Origin of the sequence: Pyramidobacter sp. C12-8, assembly GCF_002007215.1 — a bacterium.
Lineage (GTDB): Bacteria > Synergistota > Synergistia > Synergistales > Dethiosulfovibrionaceae > Pyramidobacter.
Map to the genome: position 1 here is coordinate 49,058 of NZ_MUHX01000005.1, position 17,426 is coordinate 66,483.

A 17,426-nucleotide genomic window follows, 5' to 3' on the forward strand; every position below is an offset into this window, starting at 1 on the left:
TTTTGTTTATGACGGGGAAAATTTTTTTCGAATCGGAGGCGATGGAATGGCGTCATCATACGCGGTGGAGCTGCGCGGGCTGTGGAAGTCCTTCGGCGCGGTGTCGGCGCTGCGCGGCGTCGATCTGGAGCTGAAAAAGGGCGAGATTTTGGCGCTGCTGGGCGACAACGGCGCGGGCAAATCGACGTTGATCAAAATTCTGGCCGGAGTCCATCGTCCGGACCGCGGCGAGATGATCGTGGACGGGCGGCCGGTCGATTTCCGCGCATATTCGGTGTCGCAGGCACGGGCGATGGGGATCGAGACAGTCTATCAGGAACGGTCGCTGGGGGAGCGTCAGCCGCTGTGGCGCAACGTCTTCGCGGGACGGCCGCTGAAGAATCGGCTGGGCTTCATCGACGCGCGGCGCGAGAAGGCGGAGACGATGAAGCTGCTGTCGGACGTTCTTGGCCTGAAGGGCGCGGGGCTGCACGCCGACGCCAGCGTCCTTACGCTTTCCGGCGGCGAGCGGCAGGGGCTGGCCATCGCGCGGGCCATGTACTTCGACGCTTCGATCATCGTTCTCGACGAGCCGACCACGGCGCTGGCCGTCTCGGAGGTGGAGAAGGTGCTCCAGTTCGTGGCGCGCATCCGCGCCGCGGGCAAAAGCTGCATCTTCATCAGCCACGAGCTGCCGCACGTTTACCGTGCCGCCGACCGCTTCGCGGTGCTGGAGCGCGGGCGAATCGCCGTCGTGCTGGATAAATCCGCAGTATCGCTGGACGGGCTGATGCGCCGTCTGATGGCGGGAGGCGAAGGCGATGAACTGGCGTAATTACCGTCGCCAGATGCTGGTGACGCTGCTTTTGCTGGTGCTGTGGGGCGCGTTCGCTCTCGCCAGCCCGGTTTCGTTTGGCAGCGCGCGGCTGTATCGTTCCTTTATGTCCACCATTCCCGTGACGACGGTTCTAACGCTGGGCATGACGCTGCTGATCGTGGCGGGCGAGATGGACATGAGTTTTCCGTCTGTGTCGGCGGCCGCGGCCTTCGTCTTCGCCTGGGCCTACGCGAAGGCGGGGATCGATCCGTGGGCGGCGTTCGTCGCCGCGCTGGCGGCGGGCGCTCTGATGGGCTGGCTCAACGGTCTGCTGGTCGTCGTCGTGGGCGTGCCGTCGATCATCGCTACGATCGGTGCGCAGTTTTTGTGGCGCGGTCTGGCACTGCTGCTTTCCGACGGCGTGGCGATCCCGCTGGCGCAAGTGCGCGGTACGGCGCTGCATCAAGTTTTCGCGGGCCGTCTGGGCGCGTGGGGAGTTCCCGCTCAGGCGCTCTGGGCGGTGGGGGCGGCCGTCTGTCTGGGGCTGTTGTTGAGCCGCCGCCCGTTCGGCGAGGCGCTGTTGTTCATCGGCGACAACCGCAAGACGGCGGAGATGATGGGTATCCGCGTGCCGCGCGTGCGCGTCGGCGCGTTCGTGCTGATGGGTTTTCTGGCGGCTTTCGCCGGGATGCTGGCGACGCTGGAACTGAACAACTGGTGGCCGACGCAGGGCGACGGCTATATGCTGTTGGTCTTTGCGGCCGTCTTCGTGGGCGGCACGTCGGCCTACGGCGGACAGGGAACGGTCTACGGCTCGTTCATTGGCTCCGTCGTCATCGGCATCATTGAAGCCGGCATCGTCAGCGCCGGGCTGACGGGCCTCTGGACGCGGTTTGTCCACGGGATGGTGATCATCCTTTCCCTGTCGGGCTACGCGCTGTTCGCCCGCCGCCGCTGAAAACCGAGGACAATGGAAGGAGCCCAATATCATGGAAGCGATTCTCGGCAACGTGATGGTCGACTGCGGCGACGAAACGGAACTGCAAAATTTTTACGCCGAGCTGCTGGGCTGGGAAAAGTGTGCGCTGTTTGGCTGCCCGGCGGTCAGAAGCTCGGGCGGCGTCGTCTTCCTGTTCATCGAGGAAGAAGATTACGCGCCGCCCGTGTGGCCGGAGGAAAAAGGGAAACAGCAGAAGCAGATGCACTTCGACTTTCAGGTGGAGGATCTGCCGGAGGCGGTGAAAAGAGCCGAAGCGCTGGGCGCGGTCAAAGCCGCGGCGCAGTTCGGCGGCGAACGGTTCGTGACCATGATCGACCCGGCCGGGCACCCGTTCTGCCTGTGCCGGAAGTGACCCGCGCGGCGTTTTTCGGAGTTTTTTCTCAAATATAAAAAACAACATGTAATGAGAGAGCAGTTCCTGCAATGAACCGCGGAAAATGTTCCACGCCTAGATATACAATCTAAGAGCACCATGAGAAGAAAATAAGCAAGGGCTCATAGTTTCCGGTAAAATGATGTTTACGCCAACAACCATATTACGAGGAGAACTATGAGATCCTATATTCATCTTACGCCATTCGATCGCGAAAAGCTCATGTTGCTTCACAATAACGGCGAAGGAATCTCCGAAATCGCACGCCGTCCTGGACGTCATAAATCGACGATCTCCAGAGAGCTGAAGAGGGACTCTTTTCCCGGATGTTACTCTTCGTTTGCGGCACAGGGAGCATATCGTTCCCGCAGAAAGGTTGCTGTCCCCGGCGAAAGCTCGACGACGGGGAGACTTTGAAGCGGGTACGGGAACTTTTCTGCTTCGGGCAGTGGTCTCCCGAACAGATCGCTGCCCGCCCGAAAGAAGAGAAAAACCCGATCTCCATCAGCTATGCGACGCTCTACCGCGGTATCTCCAGCGGCGCTTTTGTCTGTACGTACTTCAAGAGCGTCGCCAGTTCCGTCCAAAACGGCGGACTCGCGGCGTGTTTTGGAACATGTGCGGCCGGCTTGTGCGCTTGATATAATGGAACAGCCTTTTTCTGTCTCCGCGATCCTGCCCAAAGGAAGTGTTTCCGATGAACTCGATGAAATGGCTCATGGCCGGGGCGATGCTGATCTTCGGCTCGATCGGCCTGTTCGCGCGCCGCGTTCCGCTTTCATCGGCGCAGCTCTCGCTGTGGCGCGCCGCCGTCGGCGGCCTTTGCCTGCTCGCCGCGGCCGTGACGGTGGGCAATGGACTCTCGTGGAAGAGGATCCGTGCCAACGCCCGATATTTGCTCACGGCCGGAGCTTTTATAGGCATGAACTTGATTTTGTTCTTCGAGGCTTTCCGCTGGACGTCGATCGCCACGGGCACGGTCTGTTATTATCTGGCTCCCGTGTTCATGCTCTGTCTTGCGCCGTGGCTGCTGCGCGAAAAGCTGGAAAAGCGTACGGTCGTCTGCGTCTTCGTCTCGCTGTGCGGCCTGGCCTGCGTCGCGGGCGGCAGCGGCGGCGCGGGGAGAAACGACCTGCTCGGCGTCGCCTGCGGCGTCGGCGCGGCCGTCTTCTACGCCTGCGCGGTCATGGCCAACAAGTTCCTGCGCGGCGTCACGCCGTACGAGTCCACCGCCGCCGAGCTGCTGCTCGCGGCGGCTTTTCTCGCCCCCTACGTGCTCGTCGAAGGGGGCCCCCCGCTGGCCAGCCTGGACGGCGCGGGCTGGTCCTGCCTGGCGGCGCTGTGCCTGATCCACACCGGGCTGGCCTATCTGATGTACTTCACGGCGCTGCGCCGCCTGCCCGCCCAGACCACGGCGGCGCTGAGCTATATCGACCCGCTCTCGGCGGTCCTCATGAGCTGGCTGCTCCTCGGCGAATCGATAACGCCGCTGCAGCTCGCCGGCGGCGCCCTGATCCTCGGCGCGACGTTCCTGAACGAAATGAAAAAGGATTGACGCACAAAGTCCCCGCTTCCAGACGGAAGCGGGGACTTTGTGCGCGATGCGCGCTATTGATTGAGGAACGCCCAGGCGCAGGCGGCTTCGAAGGCCGCGCCTTTGCAGAGTTGAGATTCGTCGATGGTGAACTTGCAGTGATGGTGCGGCCAGTCGGAGCCTTTGGCGGCGTCGCCGCAGCCGATGAAGAAGAACGCGCCGGGGATTTTTTCGAGGTAGAAACTGAAATCCTCGCCGCCCATGGTCGGCGGCACTTCGCGCACCATGTCGGCGCCGAAGATCCCGCGGCCGGTCTCCGCTCCCAGCCGCGCCATTTCCGCGTCGTTGACGGTGGGCGGCAGGTTGCGGCGGTAATCCAGCTCGGCCGTGCAGCGGAAGGCCGCGCCGATGTTCTCGGCCATGCGGCGGATGAACGCCTCGCAGTCGCGGCTGATCTGCGGCTCGAAGGATCGGGCCGTGCCGATCAGCTCCGCTTCCGAAGGGATGACGTTGAACGCGCCGCCGGCTTTCATGACGCCGGTGGAGAGCACGGCGCTCTTTTGCGGGTCGAGCTCGCGGCTGACGAACGTTTGCAGCGCGCAGATCAGCTGCGCCGCCGCCACGGTCGGGTCGTGCGTCTGATGGGGCGAGGCGCCGTGCCCGCCTTGTCCGCGCAGCTTCACCGTCCACGAGTCGGAACAGGCCATCATCGGCCCGGCGCGCCAGCCCAGCACGCCCGACGGCAGCGGGCTCCACAGGTGCGCGCCGAAGATCGCGTCCACTCCGTCGAGCGCGCGCCCGTCTTCCACTACGGCCCGCGCACCCTGCACGAAATTGGCCGATTCTTCCGAGGGCTGGAAGATCAGCCGCACCGAGCCGCGCAGCTGGGTCCTCGCTTCGCAGAGCATCCGCGCCGCCCCCAGCAGCATGGCCATGTGGCCGTCGTGCCCGCAGGCGTGCATGACGCCGGGGCGCTGCGAGGAAAACGGCAGTCCCGTCTCCTCCGCGACCGGCAGCGCGTCGATGTCGGCGCGCAGGGCAACCCGCCGCCCGGGAAGCGCGCCCGCAATGTCGGCGATCACGCCGGTGGGCCGTCCGCGCGTGCCGACGGCGACGTTCTCGCAGCCCATCTCCGACAGCGCCGCGGCGATGTAATCGCTGGTCTTCACTTCGTCGAAGGAGAGCTCGGGAAAAGCATGAAGATGCCGCCGCCAGGCGACGACGGCACTTTCAAGTTCTTCGGCGCGGGTTTTGAAGTCAGGCGTTTTCATGGTTCAATTCCAGCCGATGGCGATTCCCACGCACATGAAGACCCAGCCGAGCAGCACCACCTTGACGACCAGCGGGAACACGAAACGGAACCAGCGGTCGAAGGGCACGCGGGTCAGAGCCAGCATGGCCAGCATGCCGCCGCCGGTGGGATAGCACAGGTTGGTGACGCCGTCGCCGATCTGGAACGCCATCACGGAGACCTGGCGCGTCATGCCGACGAGGTCGGAGAGCGGGATCATCACCGGCATCGTCGCCAATGCCTGGCCGGAGCCGGAGGGGATCAGGAAGTTGATCAGGCAGTGGGCGACCGACATCAGCACGGCGGAGGCGTAAATGCCGAGCCCCTGCAGCGGCGCGACCAGCCCGTGGATGACGGCGTCGGTGATGTTGCCGTCCTTCATGACGACCTGAATGGCCAGAGCCACGCCGATGGCCAGCGCGCCGCCGGCGACCGACTTGGCCCCCTCGATCATCAGCTCCACCATCCGGTTGGGACGGATACCGCCCACAAAAGCGCCGACGATGCCGATGAGCAGGAACAGCCCCGCCATCTCGTTCAGGTACCATTTCCATCTGAGCACGCCGAAGATCGTGAAGGCCATGCCGGCCACGAACACCGAGAGCACGGCCTTGTCGCGGGCGGTCAGCTCGTATTCCTCGATCGGCTTGGTCAGCGTCAGCCCCGAAGTGTCCGCGTCGGGAACAAGGCTCTTGGAAGGATCGCGTCGGATCCTGTCCATGTAACTGGTGACGTGGAAGCCCGTGAGGATGATGGCGCACAGGCAGTAGAGCGAGCGGAAGGCGATGCCCGAATAGATGGGCAGCTGGGCGATGGCGTGAGCCGTGCCGACCGTGTAGGGATTGATCGGCGACGTGGCGAAGCCGATGCCGATGCCGGCGATGGCCATGCCCGCGCCGACCATCACGTCGCCGCCGAGCGCCAGCGCCACGAACACGGCGATGGGCGTGACGGCGATGTTGTTCTCGAAGCCGACGGTCGCGCCGAGGAAGCCGAAGATCAACATGACGATCCAGATCAGCTTCCTGTAGTTGCCGACGCCGATCCGCTTCACCGCGTAGCCGACGCCGTGCTCGATGGCGCCCGTGCTCTGCAGCACTTTGAACATCGCTCCGGAGATGAACGTGATGACCACGACGATGCCGGCGTTGACGATGCCGCGAGGAATGGCCGTGAGGAACTGCATCAGCGTCACCGGCGTGGGATCGACCGCGTGATACGTGGTGGGATCGACGACTTTGCGTCCGTTCACGACGACGCGGTCGTACACTCCCGGCGGCAGGAAATACGTCAGGATCGCTACCGCGACGACGATCAGGAACAGCAGGATATAAGGATGGGGCAGTTTTTCATACCAGCGCTTCTGTGCAGTTTCCATCATAGAAAATCCCCTTTCTGAAAATAATGACGAACTATGAAACTAAACAATAGAATAGCATCACAAGAAGCCAAAATCAAGAATAAAACTGCACAATGCCCGAAAAGAATCGAGCAAAAACATTTTCAGTCAGCAAAATGCCTGAAGCGAAAAACAATAAACCGCGAAAAAATGCGGGAGCGGATAGCCGGCAGAGGCCGGGCATTCGCTCCCGCATTTTTTCGCGGCGTCCGGCGCGGGATCCCGCGCCGGCAAAACTAACGCCGTGAATTTTCCGAGAAGGGATCGTCGTCCGGGTCGTCGTTCCAGCGGTACTCGATCTGGCGCGCGATCTCCGCCGCCCGTTCGCGGCCGAAGCGGTCGGCGACGAAGCCCAGCGCCATGTCCATGCCCGCGGAAACGCCCGAGGACGTGTAGAATTTGCCGTCTTTCGTCCAGCGCGCGCGGTCGCGCCACAGGACTTTTTCGCCGCACGACGTGGCCCAGGCCAGCGCGCGCTTGTTCGACGTGGCTTCGCGCCCGTCCAGCGCGCCGCACCCGGCCAGCAGCGCCGAGCCGGTGCAGACGGACAGGCAGTAGGTGGAAGCGTCGGCCAGTTCCCGCAGCATGGCGAGAAACTCTCCGTTGCCGGCCAGCGGCCGCGTGCCCCGGCCGCCCGGCAGCAGCAGCGCGCCGCGCGGGTCGGCCGCCGAGAGCGGTTCGGTGAGGACGCGCAGCCCTTGGGCGTTGATCACCTCGCCGCCGCCGCGCGAGAACCAGCGCAGCCGGTAGTCGCCGATGTGAGCGAGGATCTCCGCGGGGCCGAAGACGTCGAGCGTCTCGTAACCTTCGAAAAGGAACGCGTTCACGTCGAGCGAACGTCCGGGCAGGTCGGTCTTCTCGCGGCGCAGACCGCGGTATAGTCCGTCCTCCACGGTCCCGGCGGCGCGGAAGCCGAGATTCTCGTAAAAACGGTTCAGTTTCGCGTTGTCCGCGGCGCAGTCGAGGCGCAGCGCGCGTTTTCCCAGCGCCGCCGCCCGCTCGCCGGCCAGCCGCAGGAACTCGCGTCCCGCACCGCGGCCGCGCAGCGACGAGACCAGGTTGTGCACGGACAGCGCCGGCAGCGGCGCGTCGCGCCAGCGCGGATCCTCTTCGAGCAGGACCGCCGCCGCGACCGCTTCGCCGCCGTCGTCGAGCACGAACAGTTTGCCCTCGCGCAGCATCCGCTCGTAGTAGCCGCGCGGGTAGACTTCCCGGTAGTTCGTGACGTTCCACTGCCGGATGCCCGTTTCGTCCATCCAGCGGATGCGCGCGTCGATCAGCGCTTCGATCTGTTCCAGGTCGCCGCCGCGGGCGGCGCGAAATCGAGAGGTCATGAGAAAATCCCCTGTCTGAGAACGTCCGTTATTCCGTTTTCAGCCACTCTGCGACGCCCTCGTCCGTCAGCTTGTTGGCGTCAAGGCAGTCCTTGACGTCGCCGGCGCAGTGGGCGCGGATCTTCCCCGCGCTGCCGCGCGGGCCGCTGCCGCCGTGCGTGCAGAACGGCCAGACCGTCTTGCCGGAAAAGTCGTACTGCGACAGGAAGCTGACGACGGCCTGCGGGCAGGTGAACCACCACACGGGGAACCCCAGCGCGACGCGGTCGTAAGCGGCGAAGTCCTCCACGCGGCCCGTCAGCTTGGGCAGCTCGCCGGTGAGCTGTTCTTTTTTGCCGACGATCACCGTGCCGGCGTAGCTTTGCGGATACGCCTTCTCCGTCTTGATCTCGAACAGGTCGCCGCCCGTAACGCGCGCGATCTGCTCGGCTTTGGCCCGGGTCGTGCCCGATTTGGAGAAGTACGCGATCAAAAGTTTAGCCATGAAAACCATCCTTTCCGCAAAAAATTTTCGCAGCGCGGCGGACGGGCGTTTGGCGCGAAGAACGCGCGCCCGGCTTGGCCGCGTCTTTATTGTATCATGCGGACCGTTTCTCCTGCGCGGCGGCGGGAAGAGACTTTTCCACAGCGCTCGGCCCGTTCCGTCTTTTTCGACCGACGACAAAAGCCGCCGCCGTCCAGCCCGCCGCGATAGGTTGATTGTCGGCGGAACTATGCACGCCGGGACGCCCGGGGCATGTGGAAAACGCGGTCTGATCTTTGGCTCCACGAGGACTTTTGAAACCACGATGCGAAGACTATCCACAGAAGAGGCACATTATCCACAAAATAATGTGTATAAGTCGGCTTGATTGTCGATAGTCTTTCCGCAATAACGCGGAGGTTTTCTGGCGATAAAAGTTTTGATACGTCCGTTCCTGGCCTCAAAATGAGCGGAGCCGCCGCGTCCGGCTTGACAACGCTCCGTTGCTTCGATATCTTCATGGGCAGGAAATTCTTGAAGAAGGAGGCGTTTCCCTTGCGTGACTCAAAAAAAATCTCTGCTGCGCCGCCGACCTGCGGACGCGGCCCCGCAGGCGCTTCGGCGGGAGCGGCGCGATGAGACGCGAAGCCGCCGCCCCCTTTTTCTCCATGCTGCGCGGCATGGCGGCTGCGGTCGCCGCGCAGCTTGCGGGCGGGTTCGAAGAAGCCGCGGTCCGCGACATGCTGACGCGGGCGGACGAAGCCTTTCAAGCCAATGTCCCGTCCATTCCCGAAGTCGGCGCCGACAACCCCTGGCTCAAGAGCCTCGTCGGCGTCGCCTGGCTGTCGGGCGTGTGGCTCCAACTGGAAAAGCGCGGCTGGAGCCTGCCGCGCATCTCCCTGGCGACGCAGAAAGCGCTGGCCGCTTTCGCCCAATCCAGCCTTCCCGCGGAAAAGCGTTCCGCCATGGGCGCGGCCATGTGCTCGCCGGAGCTGGCCGAAAAGATCGCCGCGCGCTCGCGCGAACGCCGCTTCCCTGACGACTGGCTCGTCGAAGCTGTGTTGCCGCGCGAAGGCGAATCCTTCGACGTCGGCTACGACGTCTTCAAGTGCCCCGTCGTCCAGTACCTTGAGGAGCGCGGCCTGCGGCGCTTCGCCGCCTGGTTCTGCCGCGACGACTATCCGCTCCATGCCGCCATGGGCGTCCGCCTCGAACGGACGCGGACGCTCGCCGACGGGGCGGACCGCTGCGATTTCAGGCTGAAACTTTGTGAAGAACCGTTCACACAGATCATGGAGTAGCCGCCGCGTTTTGCTTGACAAGGTCCCGCCGTTTGATTATCTTAAAGCGGCAAAAACATCTTTTGACTTTTTACAGGAGGCGATTTGTTTGAAGAACCTGAAACGGCTTTTGGGAGCGCTGGCCCTGCTGACGGTCCTGGCGGCTTCCGCCTGGGCGGCGCCCAAGAACGTGACGCTGGTGCTGCTCCGTCACGGCGAGAGCGAATGGAACCTCGAGGACCGCTTCACCGGCTGGTCCGACGTGCGCCTGACCCGCAAAGGCGTGAAAGGCGCTTTCAACGCCGGCATCGCCATGAAGAACGCCGATCTGACGTTCGACGTCGTGCACACCTCGCTGTTGAGCCGCGCCATCGCCACCGCCTGGCTGGCCATGAGCGCCCTGGACTGCCGCTGGCTGCCCGTGGAGAAGTTTTGGCGCCTCAACGAGCGCTGCTACGGCGACCTCGAGGGCAAGACCCGCACGGAAGTGGCCGAAGCCGTCGGCAAGGAGCAGGTCGACATCTGGCGCCGCAGCTACGACGTGCCGCCTCCGGCCCTGGCCTACGAGGACCCTCGTTCGCCCGTGCACGATCCCCGCTATGCCAGCCTTGACCGCCGCTTTATCCCTCAGGCCGAGAGTCTCAAGGACGTGATCGCCCGCGAAGCGCCCTATTGGAGCGACACGCTCGCCCCCACGCTCCGCGCCGGCATGAACGTGCTCGTGGTCGGTCACAGCACCGCCCTGCGCGCCCTCTCCTCGTGGGTCGAGCCTCACCTGACCCCGGAAGAGTTGCAGAAGCTCGAGATCCCCAACTCCACGCCCGTGGTCTACAATCTCGAGATCAGCGACGACGGTTTCAACGTCGTCTCCCGCGAAGTCATGAAGGTCGAAGACGTGCCTCTGCCGCCGCCTCCCGAGGCCGACAAACCCGCGGAAAAGCCGGCCGAAGCTCCCGCTCCGGCCGCCGGCAAATAACCGCGGACACAACTGAAAACATCGAAAACGAAAAAGCGGCCGAGGGGCGATGAATTGGACTTCACCGCCTTGCGGACGCTTTTATCGTTTCGTCATATTTTTTGAGTACGTTACCCGAACGCCGTCGACGACTGGCTCCAAGACAAAATGTTCCACGTGGAACATTCCGTACGATTTCGTTGAGGACTTTGCCGCGATGGCGGTATTTTCTGTCTACGGAAAAAAGCTCGCCTCACATCGATAACATCAAGAGGTCCCCATCGCCGCGATTCCCGCGATCCATTTCCGGAAATACGGGCATTGCCCCATTATGACATCCAGCCCCATATCGATTGAAAGCAGCGAACCGTTGATGATCTTGGCGTAACGTGGGATAAGAGCTTCAAGTCGCTTCGACGGCGCGGTTTCGGGAGAATCGTCGATATGTTCTGGAGTGGGGTAGGAATCCCGTATTTTCCGAACGCGGCTCACGACGTCATCATCGGCAATGAGGCGGAACGACTCCGGACGTGAAAATAGTATTCCCTCGAATTCGTGCACCATAAAGTGGAAGTGGCAGTTCGCTTCGCCGATATCGGCATCGATGGCGGACTCTATCGCCTCCATGCGCTCATAGAGATCCCGAATATCGGAGGCAATGCCCGGTGTATTTTCCGGCATGGCGAAATAATCGAACATGGTCGTCACGTATTCGCTACGATGCTGCCTGCAGAGCATGGTGAGTTCCTTCCTGATCTTCGCGTAGTCTCTCACCCCGCCCCTGTACTTCTTGACCGCCGTGCGCTTCGTCTGGCAGACGATCGGGACGACGATAATGCCGATATCGAGTAAATAAGGGTACAGCACTTTGTCGACAAAGGATTCTTCCGTCTGGCCTTCGCAATAAATATAGACCCGCGTCATTGTTAAGGCCGACCTCCCAGCAGATTCTTTTTCCACAGCTCCCCCAGAGAGTAATCCTCCTCGAGCCACGCCTTCAAAGCGTCCGCGTCCAGCCGTTTGAATTCCGATCCGTTTTCGCCCCTGTCAACGACGATCACGTCTTCGGCGTCGAATTCGTTGAGCAGCTCGACGGACTGGGTCGATACGATGATTTGCTTTTCGTCCGCAAGCTGCCGTACCATTTCGGAAAAGATGGCGATCGCATAGGGATGGAGTCCCAGTTCCGGCTCGTCGACAACAATCGTGGCCGGCTGCAGTTCATGAGGCTGAAGAAGCAGCGTCGCCAGACAAATGAAGCGAAGCGTGCCGTCCGAAAGCTGGGAAGCGTTGAAGATGTCGTCGCAGCCGACCTGGCGCCATTTCAGCACGATCTGCTCCTCGTTGCCCTCCTGCGGTTCGAGAACGAAATCGGAAAAATACGGAGCGATCAGACGGATCGTCCGAACTATTTCATCGTAGTCCCGTTTATAGCTGTTTTTCAAGCGATACAGGAACGCGGCCAGATTCGCCGCGTCGTACATGAGGACTTTGCTGTTGGAAATATTGTGCTCCTGCTTGACCCTCGCACTCCGCCCCGTGTCATGAAAATGGTAGACCCGCCAGTTCTGTTTTTGCAGAATGGGAATGACGTACTGATCGATATTGTTGCCTGCGCCATTCTCCCACATCGATTCGCCGTGCCCTCGGCCGACGTTGCTCTCGTTCTCCCATTGTCCGTGATAACAAAAGTATTCCTTGCGGAAAATTAGCCTGTTGTCGTCGGTCGGGACCAGGATAAAGCCATAGGAATTATGACCGAAGAACACCTCGAAAGCGAGCTCGTCCGTCTCTTTACGGCCTTTGTAGAGAAGCGCATTTACGCCGCTCTGAGCGACAAAAACCTGGAGATTTTTCGACAGGATGTTCTGCAGCAGAGAAAAGGCGGAGATAAAGTTGGATTTTCCCGCGCCGTTGCTGCCGATAAGGACATTGATCCTGCCGAAATCAAGGTCGCAATCCTTAATGGACTTATAGCCGCTGATTTTCATCCGGCTCAGCTGATCGCCTTGCAAAAGCATGGATGTTTCACTCCCCTTCATGAGATCTTAAGGTAACGGACAGAGTCTTTTTCGCGGATCGCTTCGCGATTTCCCCGCCGCTCCCCCGCTACGATAAAATCTGCGTCTGGTCTTTGCCGTCGTCCTCGAAGACGAGATACTCGTCGAAGTCGAGCCACAGCTCTTCGCCCTCGGGGATCTGGCCGTAAGTGTGGCCGGCGGCGATCACGCGCACGTCGGCGGCGCCGATGCGCACGCGGCAGTCGTTGGTGTCGCCGAGATAATAGGCTTTGGCCAGCGTGCCCTTGAGCACGCCGCGGTCGCGGCGCATGACCATGTTCTCGGGGCGCACGGCCACCACCACGGGACCGCGCCGCCCGCCGCCGTACGCCATCCACTGGCCGCCGGGAAAGTCGACGCGCCCTTCCGAGGCGTCGCCGCGGATGAAGTTGATCTTGCCGACGAAATCGGCCACGAATTGACTGGCCGGGTGACGGTAAACGTTCGTCGGCGTGTCCATCTGCTGCACCGCGCCTTTGTTGAATACAATGACGCGGTCGCTCATGGCCATGGCCTCGGTCTGGTCGTGGGTGACGTAGACCACGGTGATGCCGAAGCGGCGCTGCATGTCTTTGATCTCGAAGCGCATCGATTCGCGCAGCTTGGCGTCGAGGTTGGAAAGCGGCTCGTCGAGCAGCAGCACGCGTGGATTGCACACCAGCGCGCGCCCCAGCGCGACGCGTTGCTGCTGACCGCCGGAAAGCTCGTTGGGCAGGCGCTTGACGTACTGCGTCAGGTGAACGGCCTCCAAAATGTCGAAGACGCGCTTCTTGATTTCGTCGCGGGGCAGGCCCTGGATCTTGAGCGGATAGGCGACGTTGTCGAACACGTTCATGTGCGGCCACACGGCGTAGGTCTGAAAGACCATGCCGATGTTGCGGCGGTTGGGCGGCACGAATTGCCCGCGGCCGCTGACCACCGCGTCGTCGATGAGGATCTCGCCCGAAGTGGGCTTCTCGAAGCCGGCGATCATGCGCAGCATCGTGGTCTTGCCGCAGCCGGAAGGTCCCAGCAGCGTCACGAACTCGCGATCGCGGAAGACGCTGCTGAACTTTTGGATCACCTGCGCGCTGCCGTAGGATTTGGTCACTTCGTTCAACGTAATCGAGGACATGCGAAAAGCGCTCCTTGTCTAAATCGAGAACTCGCCCTTGGTGAGCTTGTTGAGGATCCAGTTGACGACGGCCACCAGCCCGAGGATCCCCGTGGCGATGGCCGCGGCGGTCTGCTGGCTGTGGTAGGTCTGATAGGTGAACAGCTCGTAGCCGATCGTCTTGGTGTCGGTGGAGTAGAGCAGCGTCGACATGGTCAGCTCGTAGAAGCTGGGCATGAAGATCAGAAACCACCCCGCCACGATCGACGGCGCGATCAGCGGCAGCGTCACGTCCCTGAAACTGCGCAGCCAGCCCGCGCCGGAAATCAGCGACGCCTCTTCCAGCGACGGGTGGATCTGGCTCATGGCCGACACCACCGTGCGCATTCCCATCAGCAGATATTTGATCATGTAGGCGACGATCATGATCGTCAGCGTGTTGTAAATGTTGATGCCGAAGCGCCCCGACATCGTCATGATCAGCGCCAGGGCGATGACCACGCTGGGCGTTCCGCTGCCGACCGTGATCAGAAAGTCGGGGATGCGCCGTCCCTTGGCCTGCGTGCGCGTCAGCAGCCAGGCCATCGCGCAGGAGATCGCCATGCCCGCCGTGGCCGCCGCCGAGGCGGCGACGAGGCTGTTCTTGGCCGTGTCGAGGATGCCCTTGCGCGTGAAGAGGATGTGCCAGTAGCGCGTCGTGAAGTTGGAGGCCGTCAACGCCTTGCCGAGATTCTTCGTGAACGACGTCATCGCCACCGTGGCGAACGGCAGCACCACCACGACCAGCGCGAACAGCGCCACCAGGACCGTGACCGGCAGACGCCAGCGCCCCAGCTCGACGATGTTGGGGCGCGTCGACTTGCCCGACACGGTGATATACTGCTTTCTGCCGCACAGGAACGTCGACGCGTAAAGCACCAGATTGGCGATCAGCATCAGCGACACCGCCAGCGTGGTGGCGTCCGTCAGGCCTTCCGCCGAGCCCACGTAAACGTAGTCGATGATGCGCGTCGTCACCGTGTCGATCTGCCCCGGCGCGCCGATGATGGAGGGGATGCCATAACACGACGCCGCCGAGACGAAGACCAGCAGCCCCGCGGCGACGATCGACGGCAGCATGATCGGGAACGTCACCGTCAGCACCGTTTTCAGCGGCGAGGCGCCCGAGATCTTCGAAGCCTCTTCCAGCGAGGGATCCATCTTCTCCATGGCGCGCGAGATGGTGATGAAGGCGTAGGGATAGTAGAACGTCGTCAGCACCCAGACCAGCCCGCCGATGCTGTAGATGTTGAACGGGTTTTCCGCCAGTCCGAAAAGACGCGCCAGCCACACGTTCAGCGTGCCCACGCGTGGGTTGAGCAGTCGCAGCCAGGCCATCGCCCCCACGTAGGGCGGCACCATGTACGTCGTCACGAACAGCGTGCGGAAGAACCGCCGTCCGTACATGTCGGTGCGCCCCACCAGCCACGCCAGCGGAAAGGCGATCAGCACGCCGAAGACCATCGACAGCCCCGCCGTCGCCAGCGTGTTGCGCAGCGCCTCCCAGTTCAGCTGGTACGTGTAGATGCGCTCGAACGCGGCCAGCGAGAAGGCGCCGTCGGCGAAGAACGAACGGACGACCAGATAGCACATCGGAAACACGTTGAACAGAACCAGAAAGCCGACGATCGCGAGGATCAGCAGCGCCTTCGCGTCGAACCGGAAACGACGTGGATTTTGTATTGTTGGTGGATTCCCGCTCGCAAGCACCCAAACAGCCCCGCCTTCGGAAGATTTTGTCCGCGCGCCCCGCGGACGCCGGGCGCCGGAACGTCATTATTATACAGGAAATCGGAGCGCGAAAGCCTCCCGCGCTCCCCGACCGATCCATCATACGTTCATCGCCGGGTTCCGTCAAACGGAATCATTGCCACCAACGCAGAAAAGCCTGACGACCGAAACGGCCGTCAGGCTTTTCGCATAACTCTCTTGCGGAGGCGGGACTTCTGTTTTTTTTCGATTCTCCGCCCTGCCGTGGTATTTGTTTGACCTTACTTGGCGGCGTTCTTGACGCGCTCTTCGAAGTTGGTCCTCAGTTCGGCGCGCTCGTCGAGGCAGCGCTGCCAGTTCACGGGCATGGAGTCGGCGACGATGTCCGCCGTGGCGATCGCGTCGTAGGGCGCTTCGGGATAATCCTTGCGCACGGAGTGCATCCATGCCTTGACGATGTACTTCTGCCCCTCCGCGGAGAGGAACCAGTCGGTCAGCTCTTCGCAGACTTTTTCGTGCCCGTGGGCGCTCCACTCGTTCTTCACGGTCATGATCGGCGAGGGCACGCAGATCGTGCCGTCTTCGGGATAGATCACTTCGATGGCGCTGTCTTCCTCTTCGCGCTTTTTCAGCACCGACTCTTCGAGGATCATGATCTCCTTGCATTCGCCCGTCTCCAGCTTGGTCAGCGCCACCGAACCGGACTCGACCATGACGCGGTTGGCGCCCAGTTTGTCGTAGTATCCGTAGCCGTATTTGTCCTTCAGCGCCGAGATGGCGACGAGCGCCGTGCCCGACGTGAGCGGGTTCGACATGGAACCGACGCCTTTCATGGATTCACCGGCGAAATCGCCGAACGTGCGGGGCACGTCTTCTTTCTTGTACTTCTCGGGATTGTACGCCAGGATCATGTTGCTGACGCGCACGGGATACCAGCAGCCTTCGGGGTCGTATTCGAAGGCCAGATGCGCCGCTTCCTTGGAGAGGTAGGGATGGAGGACGCCCTTCGCCTTGAGCTCCAGCGCGTAGGACGGGTCGGCCACCATGAGGATGTCGCAGCCCAGCTTTTGAGTGTCCATCTCCGCCGCGATCTTGGCCTGCAGCGTGCCGGTGCCGCCGTAGAAGAACTCGACGTCGTAGTCGGGGAACTTCTCCGCGAGCACGTCGGTCATCGCCTCGATGATGTCCTCGTACATCGAGGTGTAGATCGTCACCTTGGGCCTTTCAGCCGCCCAGGCCGCGCCTGCCGCCATCCACGCCGTCAGAATCAGAACCGCAAACTTTTTCATGTGCATCCTCCCGAACCGTTGATTTTTATGGTACGGCCCCAGTCTAACACAAAGAAAGGAAAAATGCAGACGCGCCTTTCGGCTTGCTGAAGCGTAAGGCCCGCTCCGGGCGCCTGCCATTGGAGCGGGCTTCAGTGTTATACTGACGCCGGACGGCGGGATCCCGTCCCCGGTCAAAAAAGTTTTCACACAAAAAGGAGTGGTTCCACATGAAAAAGTGCATTCTCGCGCTGAGCGTCCTGGCCCTGGCCGCCGGCTGCGCCCTGGCCGCGCCGCGGGGCAAAGCGCTCGTCGCCGTGTTCTCCAAGACCGGCGAGCAGTACAATGTCGGCGTCATTCAAGAAGGCAACACCATGATCGTCGCCAAGATGATCGCCGCTGCTGCCGGCGCCGACCTGTTCGAGATCAGGACCGTCAACGCTTACCCCGAAGGCTATGACGAAACCACCGACGTCGCCAAAAAGGAACTGCGCGCGGGCGTGCGCCCCGAACTGGCGGAGGACAAAGATATCGGCGCCTACGACACCGTCTTTCTCGGTTATCCGATCTGGTGGGGCGAAATGCCCATGGCCGTGTTCACCTTCCTCGAATCCCACGACTGGAAGGGCAAAACCGTGATCCCGTTCGCCACCCACGAAGGCAGCGGCATGGGGCGCACGCAGGAGTCGCTGCAAAAAGCCCTGCCCGACGCCACAGTCCTCGGCGGCCTTGCCGTGCGCGGCGCCGTCGCCCAGAACGAACGCACTCAGGCCCAACAGGCCGTGACCGAGTGGCTCGCGAAACTGGGGTTTTAAAAAGGCATTCCTTGTT

At 62.1% G+C, this 17,426-nt stretch carries 18 protein-coding genes; 9 read left to right on the forward strand and 9 right to left on the reverse strand.

Annotation, left to right across the window (positions count from 1 at the left end; genetic code table 11):
- Nucleotides 1–46: 46 nt before the first annotated feature.
- From B0D78_RS02940 to B0D78_RS02965, 6 genes are all read left to right on the forward strand, one after another.
- Entirely contained in the window at nt 47–814 is a 768-nt protein-coding gene (locus B0D78_RS02940; RefSeq protein ID WP_078015499.1) for an ATP-binding cassette domain-containing protein, read from the forward strand.
- A complete protein-coding gene (locus B0D78_RS02945) occupies nt 801–1,754 on the forward strand; it encodes an ABC transporter permease (RefSeq protein ID WP_078015500.1) in 954 nt (317 codons plus the stop codon). The genes B0D78_RS02940 and B0D78_RS02945 overlap by 14 nt, the downstream gene beginning before the upstream one ends.
- Before the next feature lie 31 nt (nt 1,755–1,785).
- Nucleotides 1,786–2,148, forward strand: coding sequence for a VOC family protein (locus tag B0D78_RS02950; protein ID WP_078015501.1), 363 nt, complete (start codon nt 1,786–1,788; stop codon nt 2,146–2,148).
- Between the two features lie 243 nt (nt 2,149–2,391).
- Nucleotides 2,392–2,586, forward strand: coding sequence for a helix-turn-helix domain-containing protein (locus tag B0D78_RS13555; protein ID WP_446737327.1), 195 nt, complete (start codon nt 2,392–2,394; stop codon nt 2,584–2,586).
- Nucleotides 2,583–2,810, forward strand: a complete 228-nt coding sequence (locus B0D78_RS02960; protein ID WP_078015503.1) for a helix-turn-helix domain-containing protein — start codon at nt 2,583–2,585, stop codon at nt 2,808–2,810. The genes B0D78_RS13555 and B0D78_RS02960 overlap by 4 nt, the downstream gene beginning before the upstream one ends.
- Before the next feature lie 56 nt (nt 2,811–2,866).
- Complete coding sequence (locus tag B0D78_RS02965; protein ID WP_078015504.1) at nt 2,867–3,724, forward strand: DMT family transporter; 858 nt, start codon at nt 2,867–2,869, stop codon at nt 3,722–3,724.
- A 53-nt stretch (nt 3,725–3,777) separates the two neighbouring features.
- Here B0D78_RS02965 and B0D78_RS02970 read toward each other — a convergent pair whose 3' ends face one another.
- The 4 genes from B0D78_RS02970 to B0D78_RS02985 all read right to left on the reverse strand — a co-directional run bounded on the left by B0D78_RS02970 (nt 3,778) and on the right by B0D78_RS02985 (nt 8,211).
- Entirely contained in the window at nt 3,778–4,974 is a 1,197-nt protein-coding gene (locus B0D78_RS02970) for a M20 metallopeptidase family protein (protein ID WP_078015505.1), read from the reverse strand.
- Nucleotides 4,975–4,977: 3 nt separating this feature from the next.
- A complete protein-coding gene (locus B0D78_RS02975; RefSeq protein ID WP_078015568.1) occupies nt 4,978–6,372 on the reverse strand; it encodes a YfcC family protein in 1,395 nt (464 codons plus the stop codon).
- A 257-nt stretch (nt 6,373–6,629) separates the two neighbouring features.
- On the reverse strand, nt 6,630–7,727 hold the full coding sequence (locus B0D78_RS02980) for a GNAT family N-acetyltransferase (protein WP_078015506.1): 1,098 nt from the start codon (nt 7,725–7,727) through the stop codon (nt 6,630–6,632).
- 28 nt (nt 7,728–7,755) lie between these two features.
- Nucleotides 7,756–8,211 (reverse strand): flavodoxin, encoded by a 456-nt coding sequence (locus B0D78_RS02985; RefSeq protein WP_168169979.1) that lies wholly within the window; start codon nt 8,209–8,211, stop codon nt 7,756–7,758.
- Nucleotides 8,212–8,825: 614 nt separating this feature from the next.
- On the opposite strand from B0D78_RS02985, the gene B0D78_RS02990 reads away from it, so the two are divergent.
- Complete coding sequence (locus B0D78_RS02990) at nt 8,826–9,491, forward strand: L-2-amino-thiazoline-4-carboxylic acid hydrolase (RefSeq protein ID WP_078015508.1); 666 nt, start codon at nt 8,826–8,828, stop codon at nt 9,489–9,491.
- An 88-nt stretch (nt 9,492–9,579) separates the two neighbouring features.
- Entirely contained in the window at nt 9,580–10,446 is an 867-nt protein-coding gene (locus B0D78_RS02995; protein ID WP_240496102.1) for a 2,3-bisphosphoglycerate-dependent phosphoglycerate mutase, read from the forward strand.
- Nucleotides 10,447–10,692: 246 nt separating this feature from the next.
- On the opposite strand, the gene B0D78_RS03000 is transcribed toward B0D78_RS02995, so the two are convergent.
- The 5 genes from B0D78_RS03000 to B0D78_RS03020 all read right to left on the reverse strand — a co-directional run bounded on the left by B0D78_RS03000 (nt 10,693) and on the right by B0D78_RS03020 (nt 16,616).
- Nucleotides 10,693–11,349 carry a DUF4276 family protein gene (locus B0D78_RS03000; protein WP_078015510.1) on the reverse strand — a complete coding sequence of 219 codons (657 nt, stop codon included), beginning with the start codon at nt 11,347–11,349 and terminating at the stop codon, nt 10,693–10,695.
- A gap of 2 nt (nt 11,350–11,351) precedes the next feature.
- On the reverse strand, nt 11,352–12,467 hold the full coding sequence (locus B0D78_RS03005) for an AAA family ATPase (RefSeq protein ID WP_199674713.1): 1,116 nt from the start codon (nt 12,465–12,467) through the stop codon (nt 11,352–11,354).
- Between the two features lie 67 nt (nt 12,468–12,534).
- A complete protein-coding gene (locus tag B0D78_RS03010; protein ID WP_078015512.1) occupies nt 12,535–13,599 on the reverse strand; it encodes an ABC transporter ATP-binding protein in 1,065 nt (354 codons plus the stop codon).
- Between the two features lie 18 nt (nt 13,600–13,617).
- On the reverse strand, nt 13,618–15,327 hold the full coding sequence (locus tag B0D78_RS03015; protein WP_205948253.1) for an ABC transporter permease: 1,710 nt from the start codon (nt 15,325–15,327) through the stop codon (nt 13,618–13,620).
- Between the two features lie 281 nt (nt 15,328–15,608).
- A complete protein-coding gene (locus B0D78_RS03020; RefSeq protein ID WP_078015513.1) occupies nt 15,609–16,616 on the reverse strand; it encodes an ABC transporter substrate-binding protein in 1,008 nt (335 codons plus the stop codon).
- Nucleotides 16,617–16,825: 209 nt separating this feature from the next.
- On the opposite strand from B0D78_RS03020, the gene B0D78_RS03025 reads away from it, so the two are divergent.
- The gene (locus tag B0D78_RS03025; protein WP_078015514.1) at nt 16,826–17,410 is read left to right on the forward strand and encodes a flavodoxin; all 585 of its coding nucleotides are present in this window, start codon (nt 16,826–16,828) and stop codon (nt 17,408–17,410) included.
- Nucleotides 17,411–17,426 lie beyond the last annotated feature (16 nt).